This is a genomic window from Nitrospirota bacterium (genome assembly GCA_035516965.1).
Classification (GTDB): Bacteria; Nitrospirota; UBA9217; order UBA9217; family UBA9217; genus MHEA01.
Window position 1 is genome coordinate 45,709 of record DATIZR010000061.1, and the last position, 21,434, is coordinate 67,142.

Here is a 21,434-nt window from a genome sequence, read left to right on the forward strand (position 1 = left end):
CAATGTTACGGCTGATCGGCGATATCAACAGACTTGCCAGGGCCGTGGCAAACATCGCAGGACTCCGGTACGGTCACTGTGCCCGTAGTGCCGGATACGATTGAATTGAGGTTGCCGCCCATCGTGGTCATATGAGCAGTCGCCCCGGGAACATCGGCATGGCAGCCATAGCAGGGTATCTCATAAAGATTGCTCTTGTATGAGGCATTGCCTGACGCATGGCAGGTATTGCACCGCTCGATATTCGCCGGGTAGGTAATGGTGGACGTCGCGAAGCTCCCAATGGTCGGGAATCCCACCTCCACGTTCCACTCATTCGGCACCGACCAGTTAATGACCGAGATGTCGCCGGTGGCTTGAGCGGAATGAACGGCATGGACCCGGTTTGAAATGGGAGCCGTTGAAGCGCTGACTCCTATGGTGGAATTACCGCGGGCCCCTACATAGTGGCAGCCGTTGCAGTGATCGGCATCGAATATCGAGGCATGGTCATCGCGGTGCATGATCTCATTGCCATGGCAATTCGCACATGCGTTGGTGTTGTCAGCGTTGCCGGTAATCCTCTTCTCCTCAGTCGCGGTGCCAACCTGGAACTTCGCCAGACCGACGGAAACGATCTGGTTCGGATCAGGGTCGGCAATGTTAAAGGTGTAGGTATTGCCGAGATAGACACGGACAAAGTAGGTTCCTGGCAATGTGCCTGCTGGAATAGGCGCCAACGTATAGGTCCAGCCATTACCAGCAGCCAGTGGCGCTTTGTTAGGATCAGTAGTAGTGTTCGGTCCGAGCGGTGGAACGCCGGACGACCTGCTGGCCGAAAAATAAGTCGGCCCCAACAGGTTGATTGACTTCGTGAATTTGCTGGCGGTGTTGTAAACGGCTGGAACACAAGCTGTGCCATCTAAGGCTGTATTGCCGCCGTCCCAGCAGTTGCTTGTGCTGGTTGCCGTCGCGTATGTCTTCAAAGAAGAAGAACTCCCGCCGGCAGGAATAAAGCTCGGCCTGGGCGAGGAACGAGGACCATAGACATACATGTTGGCTACGGACAGGCTATTGGGGTCGTAGGTCCCTGGCGCATGACCTCCGGTCAGAGTCGGGGTAGTTGTTAAAGCGCTACCGGTAGCATCATTGTTGGTCAAGGTGATGGTCACAACCGGCTGTTCACCGACCGAGTAATAATTCGGATTAGCCGTCGGAGTGCTCATGGTGATGACGACATTATATTCCGGAGAATCCGACGTCGTAAGCGACGATACCAACCCGGGCGCTGGTGCGACGAACTTCGGCGTCGTGGTGTCGTGAGCTTCAGTCATGCTCGGAGGAGTGAGTCCGGTTCCAGTGGCTGTATGACAAGTCGTGCATGCGCTATCATTGGGCTCTTGAAAGTGTGATTTGGTTTTGCCATCAAGGCCGACAAATGAGCTGCCATTAACAAAGTCAACCGTAACGTGGCAGCTGCTGCACACCCGGCGGGTTGGATGAGTCTTCCAGTTGTCGATCTTATCGCCGCTGCCCAAGGTCAGGCCGCTGTTGGTATGACAGACGGTGCAGTTCTTCATGTCCTGGGGATAGGTGACGGGGAACTCGACAGTCGGGCCCGTCGGTTGTTTGGGAATTGACGCATGGATCTGGTGAATGAACACCGGCAAAATGACGTTGATCGGGTCCATGAAGCCCACCGCATGCTTAGGCGCGGAGGCGTACAAGGGGCTGTGACAGAGGTCGCAGCCACGCGTGTCGAGGTAGACGTTCGCATGGGCAGCGTTGTCCATGTACTTGGTGTGGCACTTCTGACAGGCCTGGATGGTCACGAACTGGCGCTGGGAATCTATCTTCGTTGCGGTCGCGCCGGACGCGGGTTGGCTGGCAACATCCAAGAAACCTACGGCGTTGTTGATCGTAACATTATCGGAACTAACCGTGATCATTACGCGCTTGCTATTCGCGGCATTGTAGTCAAGGTTATTGTAGCCTGGCCACGCACCGCCCCACGGCGTTGCGAAGGTGTAGCTGTAATTTCCGTTGGCTGCATCGGTTGTGACAAGGTTGGGAGTTGCCGGCGTCGCAAGCGCACCTGCCGATGTTTTGCAAAACGCCGCTACAGTTCCTGACGCAGCAGTATAGACAGTACCCGCCGGACAGGCAATGTGCCCCGGTGTTTCCGAGGTCCACATGTCGAAGTAATCTGTTGAGTAGTTGGACCCAGTGGCCTTTGATACAAAGGAACCGCTGACAGTGGTGACTAGGTCGGCAAGCTTGGCGTTAACCTGGCTTGACTGAAGAGTCGTATACGGACCGGATGCTGTTGCAACATTGAAGGTGACCTGCGGTTGCCCGCCGACATTGGATACAGCGGTAATCGTCACGGTCGCGTCAACCTTGCCCTGGGCTATGCTGTGCGTGCCGAACCCAGAGGCTGTACCTGCAGGACCTGTAGCACCGGCAGGACCCGTAGCACCGGGTGCTCCCGGCAGGCCATTTGAGCCGTCGCTGCCTTTACACCCGCCGAGAAACGCGAGGGCAAAGACAACGGTACTGCACAAAAACAGATACAGAAACAGCTTTGAGAACTTCCTTGTTTCCATTTCTTATCCTCCCATTTAGATTTTACTTCCAGATTTTACTTCTCGAAAAAACACTGAGAATCTTTTTCTACCTCTTCTTCTTATCCTCCCGTTTAGATTTTACTTCTCTATTTTTACTTCTCGAAAAAGCACTCAGAATCTTGAGCTACCTCATTATTATTGACCGGATTTGAAACTATATAATAAACCGCCTTGAATTTTACTGCAAAAGAATGCAAAAGGTCAAGCACGTATTATAAGTGTCCTTCCAAAAATAATTATTAATATATTCAATTCACCGAACTCACGAATATGCTTCACATTCTTAATGCAAATGAAATGCCATAATAAACAATCAATAAATCAACTTGTTAATAATTACCGAGCAAATCACCCGATTCAAAAATTTGGCGAAATCGCAGGTAAGTATGTCGGCATTCCGCCATTTAATAATTGCATAGAGCCGAAACAACCATCTGCTGCCGCTTGCCCACCCCTAACAAGGATGGTTCGGCTTATCCATGATCAGGCCGATCGCTTCAACAACGGCGGTCTCCACCATCACCATGGGAGAGCCGAGGTCCTTATTGCCCCCATCTTCCACGTAATAGTGAGGCGGCAGATAGTTGAGAGCTATAGCCGCAATGTCATTTACGCATCGCGGACAGGAACAGACATCCTGGTACCGTTCTTTCAGGAACTTTTCAATTACAGCCACGACCTTTTCATGATTAGCGTTTCGAACGGTGCAGTCCATAGCGCCCTCATCAACATTTTTTAGGTCAGCCGTAACTAGGGAAAACAAGTCTCAATCCCGACGGAATAATTGAGAAGTGTTTCATGGAACAGGCAATAAGAACCAGGTGTCATTGTTCACACAGAACATTGTATCTTATACATATTTTATGCCATTTGAATAAATTCAATTATAATAATAAGTTAAGTTGTTGTCATCGCGGGAAAGAGAGGGGAAGGCTGTGCGTTCTTGCTCAACAAAGTTGGATTATATGGGGATTTCACCAATTGCTTACACGCATGATGACCGGGCTGTGAATATTCGAATAGGGAGTAAGTCAGCGCGGGGCAACTCCCTAATTCCATTACCAGCTCAAGATGTAGTTTTATCTTTCCTGATAATTATAGCCGCAGATGAGGACGAGACATTGTCCCGGCGCGAGCCGGGGTATGCCAAGTCGAGGGATTGCTTCCAGGGGTTGTCCGACATGACTTTGTTCGAGAAGCTGCAGGCAACGCAAGACTTGAAGAGCGTCATGTCGAGTCCAACCCGAACTTCTTCACTTGATACCGCAACGTATCATAGCTGATGTTCAGGAGTTTGGCCGCCTGCGTCTTGTTCTTATGCGATCGTTCGAGCGCCTGCCGGATCAGGTCCTTCTCAAGCGTTTCCAGGGAAATCCCCGATTCCGGTAGGATGAATTGCCGAGCGTGGTCCAGATGCACGGCTCCTGACGGGCCGAGCAGCCATTCGGGAAGATGCTCCGGCCGGATCTCCGACGCGCTCTCGAGAACGACGATGCGCTCGATAAGATTGCGGAGTTCCCTGATGTTGCCGGGCCAGTGGTAGGCCTTCAGGAGCTCTTCCGCTTCGGGAGACAGGCACTTTGCCGATTTGTTGCCTGGGCCGGCACTGAAGGACGCGAGAAAGCTCTTCGCCAGCAAAGGGATGTCCTCCCTGCGGTCCCTGAGCGGCGGGACCTGCACATGAAAAGCATTCAGCCGGAAGAACAGGTCGCTCCGGAACTCACCTGATTCCACGGCTCCGGCGAGGTTCTTGTTCGTGGTGGCTATCACGGTGATATCGACCGGGATCTCCTCGCTTCCGCCGACGTGCCGCACGGTCCTCTCCTCAAGCGCTCGCAGGAGCTTGGCCTGCAGGTTCAGCTGCATGTCGCCGATCTCGTCGAGCAGCAGGGACCCCCTCTGCGCCAGTTCGAACAACCCTTTTTTGTTGGCCTTCGCGTCGGTAAAGGCCCCTTTTTCATGGCCGAAGAGTTCGCTCTCGAGCAGGGTCTCCGGAAGCGACGCGCAGTTGATCTGGATGAACGGCGAGAATCCTGAATCCGACGGCGCGCGCATCAGGCGGTGCGCATAGCGGGCGAAGAGCTCTTTGCCCGTTCCGCTCTCCCCCGTAATAAGAAGCGTCGATACCGAGGCCCGGGCCATCTTCTCTATCTGGGACTTCAGGTCGTGAACAGACTTTGATTCGCCGATGATCGCCGGATCCAGGAGACCGGAACTCACCTTCCTGAGATAGGTTACCTCCTCCCTCAAGTCCTCCTTTTCGAGGATATTGCGGAGAACCAGCTTGATCTTTTCGACGTTGAAGGGCTTGGTAAGATAATCGGCAGCCCCGAGCTTCATCGCCGTTACCGCGGTTTCGGCCGTGTCGTCCGCGGTCAGCATGACGACCTGCGTGCGAACGCCTTCCTCGGACAATTCTCGCAGGATGTCAACCCCGTTCTTTTCAGGGAGCCTGATGTCGAGAAAGACGACCGCGGGAGACCACGATCTGATCTTGCTCACGATCGCCTCGGTGCTCGTCGCCGTGCGGACATCGTACCCGCTTTTCTTGAGCACCCGCGACAGCATGGACACGATGAGCTCATCGTCATCAACGAGAAATATCCTTGCCTTGTCCGTCATGCCGTCAACGCCCCTTCCATCAATCTGACCGGGAGGGTGATGCTGCAGGTGACGCCGCCATCGTGGTTGTTCACGAGCGTGATGCTTCCGCCATGCTCCTCCACCAGACGTTTGGTGATCGAAAGTCCAAGCCCCGTCCCTTTCGCTTTCGTTGTGAAGAAAGGGTCGAAAATCTTGGCCATGGTAGCGGAGTCTATCCCGCGTCCCGTGTCGGACAGTTCGATCCGCAGGGAATTGGCCTGCCGTTCGAAGACGGTCCTCATGGTCACTGTTCCGCCTTCGGGCATGGCGTCGATGGCATTCAGCATCAGGTTCATGAAAATCTGCTGAAGTTGCATGGGATCGGCCATGATTTCGGGCAGATCCTCATCAAGCTCGCGCTTGAGCCGGATCGCGCGCGCCCCCTCCCGGGAGCGTGACCGCTCTTTCAGCACCAGGCTCGCGACGGTGTCCAGGACGGCGTTCACATCGGTGCTCGCCAGTTGGGGCTTCGGCGGGCGCGCAAAGTTCAGCAGCCCCTTCATCAGGAATTCAATGCGATTGATTTCTCCGATCACCCTGTTCAGAACATCCCGGTCCTCATCCGACAGGGAGTTCTCCTCGGAAAGGGCTTGCATCGAGACCTTGATCCCCGCGAGCGGATTCTTGATTTCATGGGCGAGGCCGGTCGCGAGTTCACCGGCGACCCTGATCCGCTCCGTCTTCTGCATCGCCTCCTCGGTGCGCTTTCTCTCCGTGAGGTCCCGGTTCACAGCCAGGATGAACTGGCGGCCCCCTACGACAAGCAGTCCCGCGCTGACTTCAACGGGAAACACGGTGCCATCCTTCCTTTGGTGGGACATCTCGAACTTGGTCCATGCCCCCCGGCGGATCCGTTCCATCCTCGCGGGCGCGGCTGCGCGTGACTCCGGTGAATCGAGGTCCCGGATGTTCATGCCTTCGAGCTCTTCTCCCGTGTACCCGTGCATCACTGCCGCTGCCTGATTGGCCTGCAGAATTCTCCCCGCCTTGTCTCCCTCCGCCTCCAGGATGAAGATGGCGTCAGCAGCGCCTTCGAAGAGCATCCGATAGCGCTGTTCACTCTCTTCTATGGCGCGCATGGTCGACTGCAGGGACCCCGCCATTTCGTTAAATGCCACGGCAAGCTCCCCGAATTCATCCTTCAATCCCGTTATCCGGTGCGCCATGTCGCCGGCCTTCAGCGTTCTCGTGGCCTGAAGGAGGACCTGGACGGGCTTCGTCACCCCTCGCAATACGGTAAGGGCGAACAGGATCATAATCAGGGGACCGGCGGCAATCAGGCCGATCATGACGAGCTTCATCCGGTGGGCCTTTTGCAGGGAATCTTCGGTCTGGTCGCTGAGCTTCTCGCTGGTCCGGACGACCATGATCTCCACTTTTCCCATCAGTGAATCGCCGATGATATGAGCATCCAGATGGGCGTCCCGGTGGCTGATGGTCCCGGCACGCAGAGACAGCAGCCGCTTCACGGCGTCATCGTATTGCTCGATCTGCTGCCGAAGGTCATCGAGACGCTCCAGCACGCTCGGGATGTGGTGACACCCGTAGCAGGTATTGATCGACGTTTTGATGTCGTACACATGACCCTCGACCGCCGCGGCGCTCTCCGGCTGAGAAGAACCGAGCGAGTACAGATCGATCTCCACCTTCCGGATATTCAGCAGCAGACGCTCCCGCAGGTTCTCGACATGGTGCAGCTTGATGATATTATTGAAGTCGGACAATCTGCGGTCGAACGAATAGGCAAGGTAGATGCCGCATGTCAGCGCGCCTAGGGTAAAAATGCCGAGGATGATGAAGAGATGTTTTCTCATCGGAGTGACTTCCTGCCGGATGCTCCGTCCCGGCATCCTTTCGCGTGGTTACGCAACGCATGGCAGCCCCTCTTGTGGTGAACCGTCATATCGTTTCCCTATTCTCCGCAATGCCCGTTCTGAGGCGTTCTCATTGCGGGCAGAACCAGCGCCCTGTTCTCCGTCGCGGTGGCCGGCAACGCCTGTCTAGCCAGATGACAGGACAACACCGACCATGTTAAACCAGAAAAAGCAAGGAGTCAACAAAATCTCTGGCTCATGCGGTCGCTGGGGGCGGCATCCCGTACGTGCCGCGGGACCGACGGGTAACGTTGGAGATGCATCCCGGATGCACTTCAACGACCACGAGCGAACGATCTCGAGAATTGCCGGGCTTGCACGGACCCGCCCGGAAGCCGGGTCATGAGGCCAGGCCGAAGAAATCCCTGATCCGGGACAGCAACCTGCCGGACACATCCCTCCTGCGCCGCTCGATCGCTGAAGCATCAAGACGCTCCCGCTCGGCATCGAGCCCGGCTTGACGCTCGGAGAGGATATGACTCAGGGATTCCGCGATCGAGGGATTATTGGCGAGCGTGGAGCGAAAACTTTCTTTATCGATAACAATGAACTCGGCGTCTTCCGTGACATGAATGCTGGCAGTCCTCGCGGCGCCCGTGAGCAGGCTCATCTCGCCGAAGAAGTTGCCGGGCCCGAGCGTGGCCAGCACAGAGGTTTCACCGGAAGATTTTTCCACGACCACATTTATCCGGCCGCTCTTGATGATATAAAACGAATCGCCCGGCTGTCCCTGCTGTACGGGAACCTCGCCGGCGGCATAAGGCATCACGCTCAATCGCTCGACCAGCTTCTTGAGTTCTGCCTTGTTGAGCGGCGAGAGTATCTCGACCTTTTCCATCAGGTCCATGATCTCAGCGGCCAGGCGCTCCTGCTCTGCCTGTCTGCTCTCAGGAGTCACCTGGCGGATGGAAATATCGCGGATCGGCATGGGGATGTCGATGCCGCTGCGCTTAAAACGATACCAGAGGAGGTTCATGATCTCGGCCTCGGTAACCGTCAGCTGGGAGAAATTTGTCAGAGGATAGCGGATCTCATAGTGTACGGTAAAATCACCATAACTCGTCACTCGAATTAGAGGTGCAGGGCTCTTGGCAACTCCCGGCACGGACGACAAAACCTCAAGGACCGCATCCTTCACCCGGTTAGGCGGAATGCCGTAGCTGACGCCCACGGTAAGCCTGCGGAGTAGTATCGAATCGGGAAGACTGTAATTCACAACGGCTTCGCTCAAGACTTTGCTGTTTGGTATGAACACTTCATTGTGATCAGGCGTAAAGATCCGGGTGGAGCGGAGCGTGATATCCAGGACGCGTCCTTCATGGCCCCCCGCAGAGATCCAGTCACCCTGCTTGAGCGGCTTCTCAAGATGGATCGTAAGGCCGGCCAGCATGTTGGCAAGGGTGCTTTGAAACGCAAGGCCGATCGTGGCGGTAAGCACCGTCGTCGTCGCAATGAGGGAGGTGACGTTGATGTTCAGGATCTCCTTCAACAGGATCAGAAGGACGATGACCAGGACAAGGGCGGTGATGATGTTCTTGAAGGCCGCGGGGAAGCTCCCCCCCTTCCAGCGCACGACAAAAAGGTCTCCGTACAGGTAAAGAGCAAGGCGGACAGCGGCAAACGTGAAGATGAGCAGTGAGTAAAAGTGGAGATGCTCCGCGGCGCGCGGGAAGTGGTCCTGAACGCCCAGGTACAGGAAAAGCTGGATGGCGAGGAACAGGGCAACGAGCTTCAGCCCGTTGGCGACCGGTTTGAGCAGCCCGGACTTCTTTGCAAGCAGGCCGATACCGAAAAAGGCAGTGGCATACAGAACGATGCACAGGATCGCAGCCCAGAACAGTGAACCCGTCAACGCATGCACGAACTCCACGAGACCCCCTTAAGCGAAAGACAGAAGTCAGAACAGACACTGAAACAGGAAAGCATCTCTTCCGCTTCAGCCTGTCCTCTGTCCCCTGTCGTCTGTGTTCCTGATGCTTTTCACTATCTCGGCCAACAGCTCCCTGATTCCCTGTCCGCTCTTCACCGACGTCAGCGGGAGCGGAGCCGGGAGCCCGAGCGCCTTGGCAATTTCCCGTCTCGCGTGTTCCGACTCCTGCCTGTTCAGTTTGTCGGCCTTGGTGAGCGCGTAGATGGCCGGGATGTCATATTGCCGGAGCCATGAGATCAGGAGACGGTCGCGGTCATCGGGCTCCCGCCTGCAATCCAGGAGCACGACAACGGCGGACAGCCGGGACGCTCCCTTGAGGTACCCCTCGATCATGGGCGCCCACGCATCGGTCACCGCCTGCGGGGCGCGCGCGTAGCCGTACCCGGGGAGATCGACGAAATACAAGCCTTCGTTGATGAGAAAGAAATTTATAAGCTGGGTCTTGCCGGGCGTAGCGCTGGTCTTGACGAGGTTCCTGCGGTGGAGCAGCGCGTTGATGATGGATGATTTCCCCACGTTGGAGCGTCCGGAGAACGCGATCTGGGGCCGGCCGTCCCGCGGGAATTGCCCGGACTGGGCGGCGCTGGTAACGAATTCGGCTGAAAGGATTTTCATAGGGTCCCGGGGACAGGCATCACAGAACAGACGGCATACGGCGGCCGGGAAGTGATAAAAAAAGAGGACAGACGAGAACGTCGCAATGCTGATGTCTCCTGTCTGTCCTCGGTGACCCGTACTCTGTCTTCTGTTCTACGCTATCTTCTCATAGATGAGCAGCGGCTCGGCGCCTTCATTGATCACTTCCTGGCTGATGATGCATTCCCGTATCCCTGGCTGGGATGGCACATCGTACATCACGTTCAGCATCACGTCTTCCAGGATAGCACGAAGCCCGCGCGCGCCCGTTTTCCGATGTATCGCCTTTTTTGCCACGGCGACGAGTGCATCGTCGACAAAGCGAAGCTTGCAGCCCTCGAGCGCCAGCAGTTTCTGGTACTGCTTGATCAGCGCGTTCTTGGGACGGGTAAGGATGTCGATCAGCGCGTGCTCATCAAGTTCCTCCAGCGTCGCCACGACCGGCATCCGGCCGATGAACTCGGGAATGAGGCCGTATTTCAGGAGGTCGCCCGGCTGCAGGCTCGCCAGCGTTTCGCTCAGTTTCCGTTCGTTCTTGCTCTGGATATCGGCGCCAAATCCCATGGATTTCTGGCCGATCCGCTGATCGATGATCGCATCGAGGCCGACAAAGGCGCCGCCGCAGATGAACAGGATGTTCTTCGTGTCCACCTGGATGAACTCCTGGTGCGGATGCTTGCGTCCGCCCTGGGGCGGGACGCTTGCAATGGTCCCTTCGATCAGCTTGAGCAGCGCCTGCTGCACGCCCTCTCCGGACACATCGCGCGTTATCGAGGGGTTTTCCGATTTTCTGCTGATCTTGTCGATCTCGTCGATGTAGACGATCCCGCGCTGGGCCCGCTCCACGTCGTAGTTGGCGTTCTGCAGCAGCTTGAGAATGATGTTCTCCACATCCTCGCCGACGTACCCGGCCTCCGTAAGCGTCGTGGCGTCGGCTATCGTGAAAGGCACATCGAGGATGCGTGCCAGAGTCTGCGCGAGCAGCGTCTTCCCCACGCCGGTAGGGCCGATAAGCAGGATGTTGCTCTTCTGGAGTTCGACCTCGTCGCCGAGCTCCTGCTGGACGCCGATCCGCTTGTAATGATTGTGAACGGCAACGGAAAGGATCTTCTTTGCCCGCTCCTGGCCGACGACGTATTCATCGAGCGTGCGCTTGATCTCCGACGGTTTGGGCAGGCGGGGCACCTTGGCCTCACGGGCCTCCTCCCACTCCTCGGCGATGATCTCGTTGCAGAGGTCCACGCACTCGTTGCAGATGAACACCGATGGTCCCGCGATCAGCTTCTTGACCTCTTCCTGCCCTTTTCCGCAGAACGAGCACTTCAGGGCCGCCGCATGCTCTTTCTTCTCTTTGTCCGTCATACGTTTACTTCTCCTTAGTTCCGCCGCGAGGCGTCTTCTTCGTGATCACCTCGTCCACAAGCCCGTAGGACCGGGCGTCCTCGCCGGACATGAAGAAGTCGCGGTCCGTGTCGGCCTGGATCTTCTCGATCGGCTGGCCCGTGTGGTTCGCCATGATCCGGTTGAGCGTTTCCTTCATCTTCAGGATCTCACGGGCGTGGATCTCGATGTCCGTGGCCTGTCCCTGGAAACCGCCAATGGGCTGATGGATCATGATGCGCGCATGGGGCAGCGAGAACCGTTTGCCCTTCGTGCCCGCGCACAGGAGGAGTGCTCCCATGCTGGCCGCCTGCCCGATGCAGATCGTGGACACGGGGGACTTGATGTAGTTCATCGTATCGTAAATGGCAAGGCCCGCCGTAACGATGCCCCCGGGGGAATTGATATAGAGGTAGATGTCCTTGTCCGGATCGTCCGCCTCAAGGAAGAGCAGCTGGGCGATAACGGTGTTCGCCACTCCATCATCGATCGGAGTGCCGAGGAAGATGATCCGGTCCTTAAGCAGCCGCGAGTAGATATCGTAAGCCCGCTCGCCGCGGCTCGTCTGTTCTATCACCATGGGAATCAAAGACATGATTCTCGTTTCTCCTTTGCCAGATCCCTCTTCACAAAAGCAAAGAACATGCTCCCTGCCTTGCGCTGGTTCAATTATAACTCTTCTTTGCCTTCGAAAGCAAGAGAGCGAGGGTCTTTTCCTGGGTGATCGATGAGCGGAGATTGTCCAGCCCGCCGTCCATCGAGTCGTAATATTTTCTGACCGCGTCGAGCGTCTGGCCCGTGGACTTGGCCATAGCGGCGAGTGCCGAGTTCACTTCCTGTTCGCTCACCTGGACCCCCTCTTTTTCGCCGATCACGTCGAGGAGCAGGATGCCCCTGACGCGCTTCTCGGCTATGGCCCTGTTTTCTTCCCGGAACTTGCCGGCGTCGAAGGTCTTAGTCACGTCGACTCCGCGCCGCGCCATGCGGGTCACGTGCTGCCGCGCCATGGACTGGAGCTCGCGTTCCACCATCCCCTGCGGGACCTCGAAAGAATGGGCCTCGATCAGCTTCGCCATGATCTCTTCTCGCTGGGCCGCGGCCAGTTCATCGCGCTTCCTGGCTTCGAGGTCCTTTTTGATCCCCTCCGTCAGTTCAGCCACGGACTTGTTGCCGCCGATGTCTTTTGCGAACTCGTCATTCAGCTCTGGCAGTACTTTCTTCTTGATCTCCTTCAAGGCGACCGTGAAGTTCGCAGCCGTACCCGCCAGTTCCTTGTTCGAATAATCCCCGGGGAACGTCACAGCGATCTCGCGCGACTCGCCCTGGTTCATTCCCACGATCTGCTCTTCGAACCCCGGAATGAGGCTGTTCGTGCCGAGGGCAAGCATGTGGCCTGAAGCCTTGGCGCCCTCGATCGGCTTGCCTTCCCGGAAGCCCTCGAAATCGATGATGGCCGTGTCGGTCTTTTCCAACGCTCTTCCCTCCACGGGCTGGAGTTCGGCGTACATCTCCCGGAGGTGGTCGATGGTCTGGTTCAATTCATCGTCGCTTACCGCGACGCTGTGATCCTTCACCTCGAGGCCCTCATAGGCGCCAAGCTCGATCTTCGGCCGGACCTCAACCACCGCGGTAAAGTTGAGCGGGGCGTTCCTGTCGAAAGGGGAAATGTTCGAGATGCTCGGGACGTCGACGGGGCTCAGTTTGTGCTCTTCCAGGGCCTGCAGATAGGAAGCCGTGATGAGCTTGTTCATCACCTCGGACTCGATCTCCATCGCGTAATGCCGCTCCACGACCGACTTGGGCGCCTTGCCGGGCCGGAACCCGGGGATCTTCGCTTTTCTCGCCACGTCTGCCACGGCCTTTCCCATCTCGTGCGCGATCACGTCAACAGCGACCTGGATATGCAGTTTCTTTTTGACTGGACTGACGTCTTCGAGTACGGCTTTCATACGTTACCACCTTTGCGTAAAATAATTTCGGTTTTGAATGGTGAAGCTCGTTCGGTCTGCGGAAGTCGGCACGCCGGTTCAATGGTGCGAGAGGGGGGACTTGAACCCCCACGGTTGCCCACCAGATCCTAAGTCTGGCGCGTCTGCCAGTTCCGCCACTCTCGCCAATGCACCAAAAAAGAGAGCAGTGAACAGAGAAGCAGCTTTCGTGGAAGGCTGCCTGCTGCTCACTGCTCCCTGAATTGTGTATGGTGAGCCGTGAAGGAGTCGAACCTTCGACCCGCTGATTAAGAGTCAGCTGCTCTACCAACTGAGCTAACGGCCCGTCGCGAAAATAAAAAAAGAGTACCAGTTGCGAAAGCGTTGGTAATTATACTGATCTTTGTGTCGGGATGCAACAAAAAACTGCTGTTCCCCATAAAAAAATCGCCTGTTATCGATGGTGCGCCCGGCGGGAGTCGAGTCGAACCTCACTCCGTCGCCACAAAAGGGCTTCCCCAGCGGGGGCTCGCCCGTCTCTCCCAAAGCTCAGGGGAAGCCATCTCCTGAAACCCCTTTGTCGTGGTTTCTCCTGCTGCTCTCGGGGGCTTTGCTGCTTGCGCTATCTTGTCGACGATATTTTTATGGTGCGCCCGGCGGGAGTCGAACCGCACTCCGTCGCCCTGAAGGGCTCCCCAAAGGGGGCCAGCCCCCTCTGGTCTCTCCCCCGAAGCTCAGGGGAATCCTTCCCTTGAAACCCCTGGTCGTGGGTTCTCCTGTTGCTTCCCGGGCTTTGCTGATTGCGCTATCTTGTCGACGATGTTTTTATGGTGCGCCCGGCGGGAGTCGAACCCACGACCTTCGGCTTCGGAGGCCGACGCTCTATCCAGCTGAGCTACGGGCGCATGAGAACAAGGAAGATCAAAGCGATTGAGAATGAAACCTTTACAGCAAACCGCATCCCCGCGTTTTGCTCTGTGCATTTTCCATTTATTTCTGGCGCGCCCGGCAGGAGTCGAACCTGCGGCGGCGCCCGTAAAGGGCTCCCCAAAGGGGGCCAGCCCCCTCTGGTGTCTCCCCCGAAGCACAGGGGAGTTTCTCCCCTTCCACCCCTCGGCCGCAGGGTGCGCGGCGCCTGTCATCACTAGCGGGTAAGCACTGAGTTGGCAATTGGCGCGCCCGGCAGGAGTCGAACCTGCGGCCTGCGGATTCGAAGTCCGACGCTCTATCCAGCTGAGCTACGGGCGCCCTCGGTACCGGGTCTAAAAACTGGTAGAGACGGCCGGCAACGACCGTCTCTACGGAAATTTGGGGTGAGCGACGGGGCTCGAACCCGCGGCCACAAGGGCCACAACCTTGTGCTCTACCAGCTGAGCTACGCCCACCGTATTGACAGTATGAAAAGCGGAGCACATTGTATAGCGTTGACGTTCATTTGTCAACAGCCATTATGTCTGCCGCCCTCAATCCTCGAAGGTAGCTTGTACCTTGCTCCAGATTGCCTTTCTTGTCTTGCATCCGCATTCGATCTAGGTCGATAGAACTGGCGCGCCTGAAGGGATTCGAACCCCTGACCTGTCGCGCGCCAGGCGCTCCCCAGAGGGGGTCCGCCCCCTCTGGTATCTCCCCCGAAGCTCAGGGGAATCCTTCCCCTGAAACCCCTGGGGTCAGGCTGTGGTCGTTCTTGACTTGCATCAGTATTCGACCTTGGTCGATAGAACTGGCGCGCCTGAAGGGATTCGAACCCCTGACCCACAGCTTAGAAGGCTGTTGCTCTATCCACCTGAGCTACAGGCGCGCAAGCGCTTCGCGCTATTAAAAATTGAAAATTGAAAAGAAAAAAAGGCATTCTCAATTTTCAATCTTCAATTCAAAACTGGTCGGGGCGAGAGGATTTGAACCTCCGGCTTTCTGCTCCCAAAGCAGACGCGCTACCGGGCTGCGCCACGCCCCGATGTGCTGCAATGAGCCAATGAGCCCTAGCGTGGCCCTATAATACTCAGACTCCCCTGCATTGTCAAGCTCCCCGATATTCCTCCACGTCGGTGTCGACCTGCGGCTAAACAACAAAAGCCATGTCACCGGGGCTCCCGGGACATGGCTCTGGTCAAGGCAGTCGAAGTCCTTATTTGTTGAACGTCTTGAGGATATACTCCGCGATCTCGTGGGCGTTCTTGTCTGAAATCGTCTTCGTATCGAATTGAGTCATACCCGGGCCGGGGTTTCTCATTTTCTTAATGATGTCTTCAGCAGTCTTGACATTGTTGGCTTCGCGGTCTTTTTTATGGAGAGTCTTCTGCGGGTTGATGATATTCCCGCCGTCAACGTGACAAACCGCGCAATTCTGCTTGAACAGCGTCTCCCCGGGCTGGCCGGCCGCCAGCGCCGCGCCGGTTGAAGAAACGACCGCCACCACAGCAACTAGAACAGCAGCTGCAACAATAAAGCCCTTCTTCATATTCTCTCCTTTCACTCACTTGGCATTGAACATCGGGACACCGGGACCCGTTATTTACCGTTTCCGTAGTTTGCGGCCAGGTAATCGATGATCGTCTTTGCGTCCTCCTCCGGGATGGGGGCCCCCATGACCTTGATCATCTTGTTCACCGTACCAGTCCACTGTGACCGCGAAAATGGCGGCTGCGTCGTGATGTAGTCAAGGCTGTGGCAAATTGCGCAGAACGAGGCAGCCTTATCCACTCCCGGCGCCTGTTTGAGTGTTACCGTCGGCGTCGGAAGCTGGATGGAATGCACGTTTCCCATGCTTCCCGGCTGTCCGGGCTCTTGGGCAAAAGCAGGCATCGAGAGGGCAATGAACGCGAGGATCGGGATAAGGTTCTTCATGATATTCCTCCTATCGCACTACCACTTCGACTTTTTCGATGTCGTTTTTCAGATACCCCGCCGGATTCCAGAGCTTTTCCACGGGCTGCGACTCTCCGATGCTGTTGGTAGCCCTGACCATGAGCGTGTATTTCCCGGCTTTTTTCGGTTTCCATGGATAGGACCACTGGACCCAGGCGTACTTGCCCATGTCCTTTCCAATCTGAGTTTCGTCCCAGGACCGCCCGCCGTCAAGGGAGACGAGCACATCGCGAATGCCGTATCCGCCGGAGAAGGCAATACCCATCATCGTGATCGGCTTGTTTGCCTTGAGCGTTGACCCGTCGGACGGATCGACGATGAACGAACGGGTCGTCATACGATTGATCGGAATCGTTCTGTCCGGCTTGCCGCCCGGAGGGACGCAGCCGCAGGGATTGTCCGGGATCCGATAGGCCGTCTTGACCCAGAAGCCGTCGAACTGTTTGTTCAGGACCGTGATCGAGCTGAGTGACTTGACCCAGTAGGTCGCGAACCAACCGGGCACGATCAGACGCGCCGGGAATCCGTTCAGCATCGGCAGCGCCTTGCCGTTCATTTCGTAGGCAACGATGATATCCTCGTCCAGCGCCTTGTCCACGGGAAGGCTCTTCACGAAATCGGGGACCGATGGGAGCGGCGGACCATCGAGTCCGTCAAAGGCTACATCAACGCTCCCCTCCTTCAGTCCCGCCGCATTCAGGATGTCCTTGAGGCGGGCGCCCGTCCAGGTGACGTTCCCCATGGCCCCGTTCTTCCACTGGCCGCCCGCAACCCGGGGTTCAAACAGGCTTCTGCTATTTCCCGAGCACTGAATCACGGCGGTATACCTGACGGGAGCAAACTTCGTCCTGAGCTCATTCATGGACAGCTGAAGCTCCTTCTCCGTGTTGCCGCCGATCGTGAGACGCCATGTATCCAAATCGACGGATGTCGGGACGTTGGCAATGTGCCACCGGACAAAGACCGCCTCATTGGGGGTGATCAGTTCTTTGAAATAAGGAAAGGGTGTTTCCAGCTGGGGCGGGCGGGACGTAACCAGGATCATATCCGTCTTTTCTGGATAACGGACCAGTTTCTGTTCATCGAGCGCTGCAAGCAGTTCTGCAGGGACCTGGCCGAAGGCAGCCATGCCCGTGATCATACCGGCTGATTTCAGAAAGTCCCTTCTGGTAAAACGATCGTTCCCCATGACGAGCCTCCTGTAATGCAGTTTGATCTATCAAAGATATAAGTTCAGTATAGCCTAAGTTGAACCTGGTTGCCAAATAAAATGGTTGTTCCTGGTGACTACCGAACCGACATCCTTGCATGCACGACCAGATACCCGGACAAGAGGATCAATGCACCGCCGAAGAGCGCCATGAGCGGCGGCGTTTCCGACAGGAACAGGAATGCAAGCGGGATCGCGGAAAGCGGTTCGATATATCCCAGGACCGCCGCATGCTGGGCCAGCACCTTTTTGAGGGCGCTGAAATACAGGAGAGGCGCGATCGTCGAGTGGAAGACACCCGTGATCAGCAGCAGGGCCGCAGTCCGCGGACCGATCGAGTAATCCAGGGAAAGGACGGCCGGTGCCGTGGCAAGGACCGTGATCCAGAGCAGTACGACTAAAGCCTTCTGATTCAGCTCAAGCAGGCTCAGCCGGCGCGTCAGCATGATCATAAAGGCATAACCGAACCCCGACGCCGTTCCGGCAAGAATGCCCGGCAGGTGAACGCTGTTCAGCCGGATTCCCCCCTCGTTCAGCACGATCATCGTCATGCCGGCTGCGGCGAGAGGCAGCGAGATGAGCGTAACCCGTTCAAGACGTTCGGCGATCACGAATGGCGCGAGTACTGCCACGAGCACAGGCGCAGTATAGTGGGTAAAGACCGCGTTGGAGACGGTCGTGTGCCCCAGCGCATAGAAGTAGGTTATATTGTTCAGGATGGATGCCATCGCCAGCCCGGCGAAGAGGTACCAGGAGTCCATGGTAAAGAAAGGCTTCGGGAAGTCCCCTCTTACCGCGAGAACGAGGGGCACCAGGAAGCTGGCGATCAGGGAGGTATAGAAGAGCACCACCACCGGCGGAAGCGCAATCCAGCGGATCAGGACGCCCCAGGTGCTCCAGATGATCATGGAGAGGATGATTTTCAGGTAGTTCTGCATAGATCAAAATAAAGGAGCCAGGAGTCAGAAAACAGAATTCAGAATACATCTCCATCTGAGTTCCGCTTCCCGACTTCTGGCTCCTGTCTGTTCGCTTCTGTCTTGTGAGTCTTTGTCCCTACGTGCCGATCTTCCAGGACTCGAGGTACTTCTTCTGCTCCGGCGCGAGCTTGTCGATGCGGATACCCATGGCCTCCAGCTTCAGCCTCGCGATCTCCTTGCGATGTTTTCCGGCACCGGATAGACTTCCTTCTTGAGCTTCCCCGCTTAGTAGCGGTAGTGCTCCGACTTGTACGGACCTTCCTTGGACACGCCGATATAGGCGGCCTGCTGATCGGTCAATGTGGTCAGCTGCGCGTTCAGTTTTTTCAGCTGCAGGCGCGCGACCTTTTCGTCCAGGTGCTTCGGCAGTGTGTATACGCCTACCGGATACTTGTCGGGATGGGTGAACAGTTCTATCTGGGCGATGGTCTGATTGGCGAACGAGGACGACATCACGTATGACGGGTGGCCGGTTGCACAGCCGAGGTTCACCAGGCGACCCTTGGCCAGCAGGATGATGCGTTTCTTGTCAGGGAAGATGATGTGGTCGACCTGCGGCTTGATTTCTTCCCACGGGTATTTCTCCAACGAGGCAACGTCGATCTCGGAGTCGAAGTGGCCGATGTTGCAAACGATCGCCTGGTCCTTCATCTTCGCCATGTGGTCATGCGTGATGACATGATAGTTCCCGGTGGCGGTGACGAAAATATCGGCCTTGTCGCAGGCGTAGTCCATGGTGACCACGCGGTAGCCTTCCATCGCCGCCTGCAACGCGCAGATCGGGTCGATCTCGGTGACCCACACCTGGGCGGACAATGCACGCAACGCCTGTGCCGACCCCTTGCCCACGTCGCCGTAGCCGCAGACCACGGCGATCTTGCCCGCGACCATCACGTCGGTGGCTCGCTTGATGCCGTCCACCAGCGACTCGCGGCAGCCGTAGAGGTTGTCGAACTTGGACTTGGTGACCGAGTCATTGACGTTGATCGCGGGGAACTTAAGGTCGCCCTTCTCGTGCATCTGGTACAGGCGGTGCACACCGGTGGTGGTCTCCTCGGTCACGCCCTTGATCTTCGCCAGACGCGTCGAGTACCACTTCGGATCCTGCCTGAGCTTGGCCTTGATGCTGGCGAACAGCACCGTAGCTTCCTCGCTGTCGGGCTTGTCGAGCACCGAAATATCCTTCTCGGCACGTGCACCGAGGTGCAGCAGCAGCGTGGCGTCGCCGCCGTCGTCGAGGATCATGTTCGAGTAGCCGTTGTCCGGCCATTCGAAGATGCGGTGCGTGTAGTCCCAGTAGTCCTTGAGCGATTCGCCCTTGACGGCGAACACGGCGATGCCGTCCTTGGCAATTGCGGCGGCAGCGTGGTCCTGCGTCGAGAAGATGTTGCACGAGGCCCAACGCACCTGAGCGCCGAGCGCGGTCAGCGTCTCGATCAGCACTGCGGTCTGGATAGTCATGTGCAGCGAGCCGGTGATGCGCGCGCCCTTCAAAGGCTGGCTCCGGGCAAACTCTTCGCGGATGGCCATCAGACCGGGCATCTCGGTCTCGGCGATCTTGATCTCTTTGCGGCCCCATGAGGCCAGGTTCATGTCGGCAACTACGTAGTCTTTTGCAGCCATTGCAGTAGTCATAAAGCTCCTCCCATTCAGGTTAATGAATGGGCGCCGTTGCTACCAGTTGAAGACCCCATCGAGCCTGACAGACCCACCTTGCGGTGACTGCTGCAGCGCCCCTCGACGGGGTGGGTTGATGTTTGAATTACCGTCCTTCGTCTGTGCGAAACGCGACAGCCGCGTCAGCAGCTTCCCACTTGAATTCCCTGCCTTCGCGGTCAAAGAGTATACGTCACACAGCGTTGGGGGCAGCCACACAGGGCTGCACCTGCATAATTTTCAAACTGCTCACGCATAGCCTGGATCGGCAATCTACCTTTCGCCTGTGCCCAGCGTTTACGAGCCTGCACCCGACGCTTATGAGTGCAAAGCGCGACTGCGGGGTGTTACCGCGCGAGTGCAGCGTGCAATCGGCCATTACTTCAATCCCGCGTCCTTCTTGAGCGTAGCAGCCTTGTCCGTCTTTTCCCAGGAGAACTCCGGCTCGTTCCTGCCGAAATGGCCGTAGGCGGCGGTCTTCCTGTAGATAGGACGGCGGAGATCGAGGGTATGGATGATCCCCTTCGGGGTCATGTCGAAGTTCTTTCTGATGACGTCGACAAGCTTCTCATGGTCCACCTTGCCGGTGCCGAAATCGTCCACATGGATCGAAACCGGCTCGGGCACGCCGATGGCATAGGCAAGCTGCACTTCGCACTCGGCCGCGATCCCTGCGGCAACGATGTTCTTCGCGACGTAGCGCGCCATGTAGGACGCCGAACGGTCGACCTTCGAGGGGTCCTTTCCCGAGAAGGCGCCGCCGCCGTGGCTGCCCACGCCGCCATAGGTGTCCACGATGATCTTGCGTCCCGTGAGTCCCGTGTCGCCCATGGGCCCCCCGACTATGAACTGTCCCGTCGGATTGATGTGGTAGATGACCGTCTTCTCGTCCAGAAGCTCCGGCGGGAGCACGGGCTTGATCACTTTTTCGATGATGTCCTTGCGGATCTGCTTCTGATCCACCTCCGGGCCGTGCTGGCTCGAGACCACGACGGTATGCAGCTTGTGGGGCTTGCCGTCCAGGTACTCGATCGTGACCTGGGACTTGCCGTCCGGCCTCAGGTACGGGAGTACGCCCGACTTTCTCACCTCGCTCAGTTTGCGCGTGAGCTTGTGGGCAAGCATGATGGTCATGGGCATAAGCTCCGGTGTCTCGTCGCAGGCATAGCCGAACATGAGCCCCTGATCGCCGGCGCCGCCCGTGTCCACCCCCATGGAGATGTCCGGGGACTGCGCATGGACCGACTCGATGATCCCGCAGGTCTCGGCATCGAAGCCGAACTTGGCCCGGGTATAGCCGATGTCCGATATCGTCTTCCGCACGAGGTCCTGGATATTGACTCGGCCTTTCGAGGTGATCTCGCCCGCCACCACGACCAGTCCCGTGGTCAGGAGCGCTTCGCATGCCACGCGGCTCATGGGGTCCTGCGCGAGGAACGCGTCGAGGACGGTGTCTGAAATCTGGTCGGCTATCTTGTCCGGATGCCCCTCGGTGACGGATTCCGAGGTAAAAAGGTAGTTCCTGCTGCAGCTGCTGCTCATTTGGCTTCCTCCCGGCCTTGCGGCCCTCTCAGAAAATTTCGTTTTTATAGCACAGCCACGGTATTTGTCAAGAAAAAATTAGCCTCGGGAGAACTCGAGGGTGGAAAGGGACAAATGGATCGCAGATCCCGCGGATGGCTAGAACAATACCTGAACCGCCCCCTCTTTTCAACCTGTTTTTTGC

At 57.1% G+C, this 21,434-nt stretch carries 15 protein-coding genes, 7 tRNA genes and 1 riboswitch; all 22 genes read right to left on the minus strand.

Annotated elements, in window-relative coordinates; all coding sequences use genetic code 11:
• Positions 1-5 precede the first annotated feature (5 nt).
• On the minus strand, positions 6-2,585 hold the full coding sequence (locus tag VL197_09155) for a hypothetical protein (GenBank protein ID HUJ18148.1): 2,580 nt from the start codon (positions 2,583-2,585) through the stop codon (positions 6-8).
• A 475-nt stretch (positions 2,586-3,060) separates the two neighbouring features.
• Positions 3,061-3,321, minus strand: coding sequence for a late competence development ComFB family protein (locus tag VL197_09160; GenBank protein HUJ18149.1), 261 nt, complete (start codon positions 3,319-3,321; stop codon positions 3,061-3,063).
• A 512-nt stretch (positions 3,322-3,833) separates the two neighbouring features.
• Entirely contained in the window at positions 3,834-5,228 is a 1,395-nt protein-coding gene (locus tag VL197_09165) for a sigma-54 dependent transcriptional regulator (GenBank protein ID HUJ18150.1), read from the minus strand.
• Positions 5,225-7,063, minus strand: coding sequence for a PAS domain S-box protein (locus VL197_09170; protein ID HUJ18151.1), 1,839 nt, complete (start codon positions 7,061-7,063; stop codon positions 5,225-5,227). The genes VL197_09165 and VL197_09170 overlap by 4 nt, the downstream gene beginning before the upstream one ends.
• Positions 7,064-7,463: 400 nt before the next feature.
• A complete protein-coding gene (locus tag VL197_09175) occupies positions 7,464-8,993 on the minus strand; it encodes a mechanosensitive ion channel family protein (GenBank protein HUJ18152.1) in 1,530 nt (509 codons plus the stop codon).
• 66 nt (positions 8,994-9,059) lie between these two features.
• Entirely contained in the window at positions 9,060-9,668 is a 609-nt protein-coding gene (gene yihA / locus VL197_09180; GenBank protein HUJ18153.1) for a ribosome biogenesis GTP-binding protein YihA/YsxC, read from the minus strand.
• A gap of 135 nt (positions 9,669-9,803) precedes the next feature.
• A complete protein-coding gene (gene clpX / locus VL197_09185; protein ID HUJ18154.1) occupies positions 9,804-11,051 on the minus strand; it encodes an ATP-dependent Clp protease ATP-binding subunit ClpX in 1,248 nt (415 codons plus the stop codon).
• A 4-nt stretch (positions 11,052-11,055) separates the two neighbouring features.
• Entirely contained in the window at positions 11,056-11,664 is a 609-nt protein-coding gene (clpP, locus tag VL197_09190; protein ID HUJ18155.1) for an ATP-dependent Clp endopeptidase proteolytic subunit ClpP, read from the minus strand.
• Between the two features lie 70 nt (positions 11,665-11,734).
• Positions 11,735-13,018, minus strand: coding sequence for a trigger factor (tig, locus tag VL197_09195; GenBank protein HUJ18156.1), 1,284 nt, complete (start codon positions 13,016-13,018; stop codon positions 11,735-11,737).
• Positions 13,019-13,100: 82 nt separating this feature from the next.
• Positions 13,101-13,183, minus strand: a tRNA-Leu gene (locus tag VL197_09200).
• A gap of 84 nt (positions 13,184-13,267) precedes the next feature.
• Positions 13,268-13,343: transfer RNA gene (locus VL197_09205), tRNA-Lys, on the minus strand.
• A gap of 482 nt (positions 13,344-13,825) precedes the next feature.
• Positions 13,826-13,902 (minus strand) — tRNA-Arg (locus VL197_09210).
• A 266-nt stretch (positions 13,903-14,168) separates the two neighbouring features.
• A tRNA-Arg gene (locus tag VL197_09215) sits at positions 14,169-14,245 on the minus strand.
• A gap of 61 nt (positions 14,246-14,306) precedes the next feature.
• Positions 14,307-14,382: transfer RNA gene (locus VL197_09220), tRNA-His, on the minus strand.
• A gap of 336 nt (positions 14,383-14,718) precedes the next feature.
• Positions 14,719-14,795 (minus strand) — tRNA-Arg (locus VL197_09225).
• Positions 14,796-14,874: 79 nt separating this feature from the next.
• A tRNA-Pro gene (locus VL197_09230) sits at positions 14,875-14,951 on the minus strand.
• Between the two features lie 171 nt (positions 14,952-15,122).
• Positions 15,123-15,455: a c-type cytochrome gene (locus tag VL197_09235; protein HUJ18157.1), complete on the minus strand. Its 333-nt coding sequence runs from the start codon at positions 15,453-15,455 to the stop codon at positions 15,123-15,125.
• Between the two features lie 50 nt (positions 15,456-15,505).
• Complete coding sequence (locus VL197_09240) at positions 15,506-15,841, minus strand: cytochrome c (protein ID HUJ18158.1); 336 nt, start codon at positions 15,839-15,841, stop codon at positions 15,506-15,508.
• A 10-nt stretch (positions 15,842-15,851) separates the two neighbouring features.
• The gene (locus VL197_09245; GenBank protein HUJ18159.1) at positions 15,852-17,051 is read right to left on the minus strand and encodes a molybdopterin-dependent oxidoreductase; all 1,200 of its coding nucleotides are present in this window, start codon (positions 17,049-17,051) and stop codon (positions 15,852-15,854) included.
• A gap of 98 nt (positions 17,052-17,149) precedes the next feature.
• A complete protein-coding gene (locus VL197_09250; protein HUJ18160.1) occupies positions 17,150-18,010 on the minus strand; it encodes a DMT family transporter in 861 nt (286 codons plus the stop codon).
• 267 nt (positions 18,011-18,277) lie between these two features.
• The gene (gene ahcY, locus VL197_09255; GenBank protein ID HUJ18161.1) at positions 18,278-19,687 is read right to left on the minus strand and encodes an adenosylhomocysteinase; all 1,410 of its coding nucleotides are present in this window, start codon (positions 19,685-19,687) and stop codon (positions 18,278-18,280) included.
• 21 nt (positions 19,688-19,708) lie between these two features.
• Positions 19,709-19,797, minus strand: a riboswitch (S-adenosyl-L-homocysteine riboswitch).
• 289 nt (positions 19,798-20,086) lie between these two features.
• Complete coding sequence (gene metK, locus VL197_09260) at positions 20,087-21,250, minus strand: methionine adenosyltransferase (protein HUJ18162.1); 1,164 nt, start codon at positions 21,248-21,250, stop codon at positions 20,087-20,089.
• Positions 21,251-21,434: the final 184 nt, after the last annotated feature.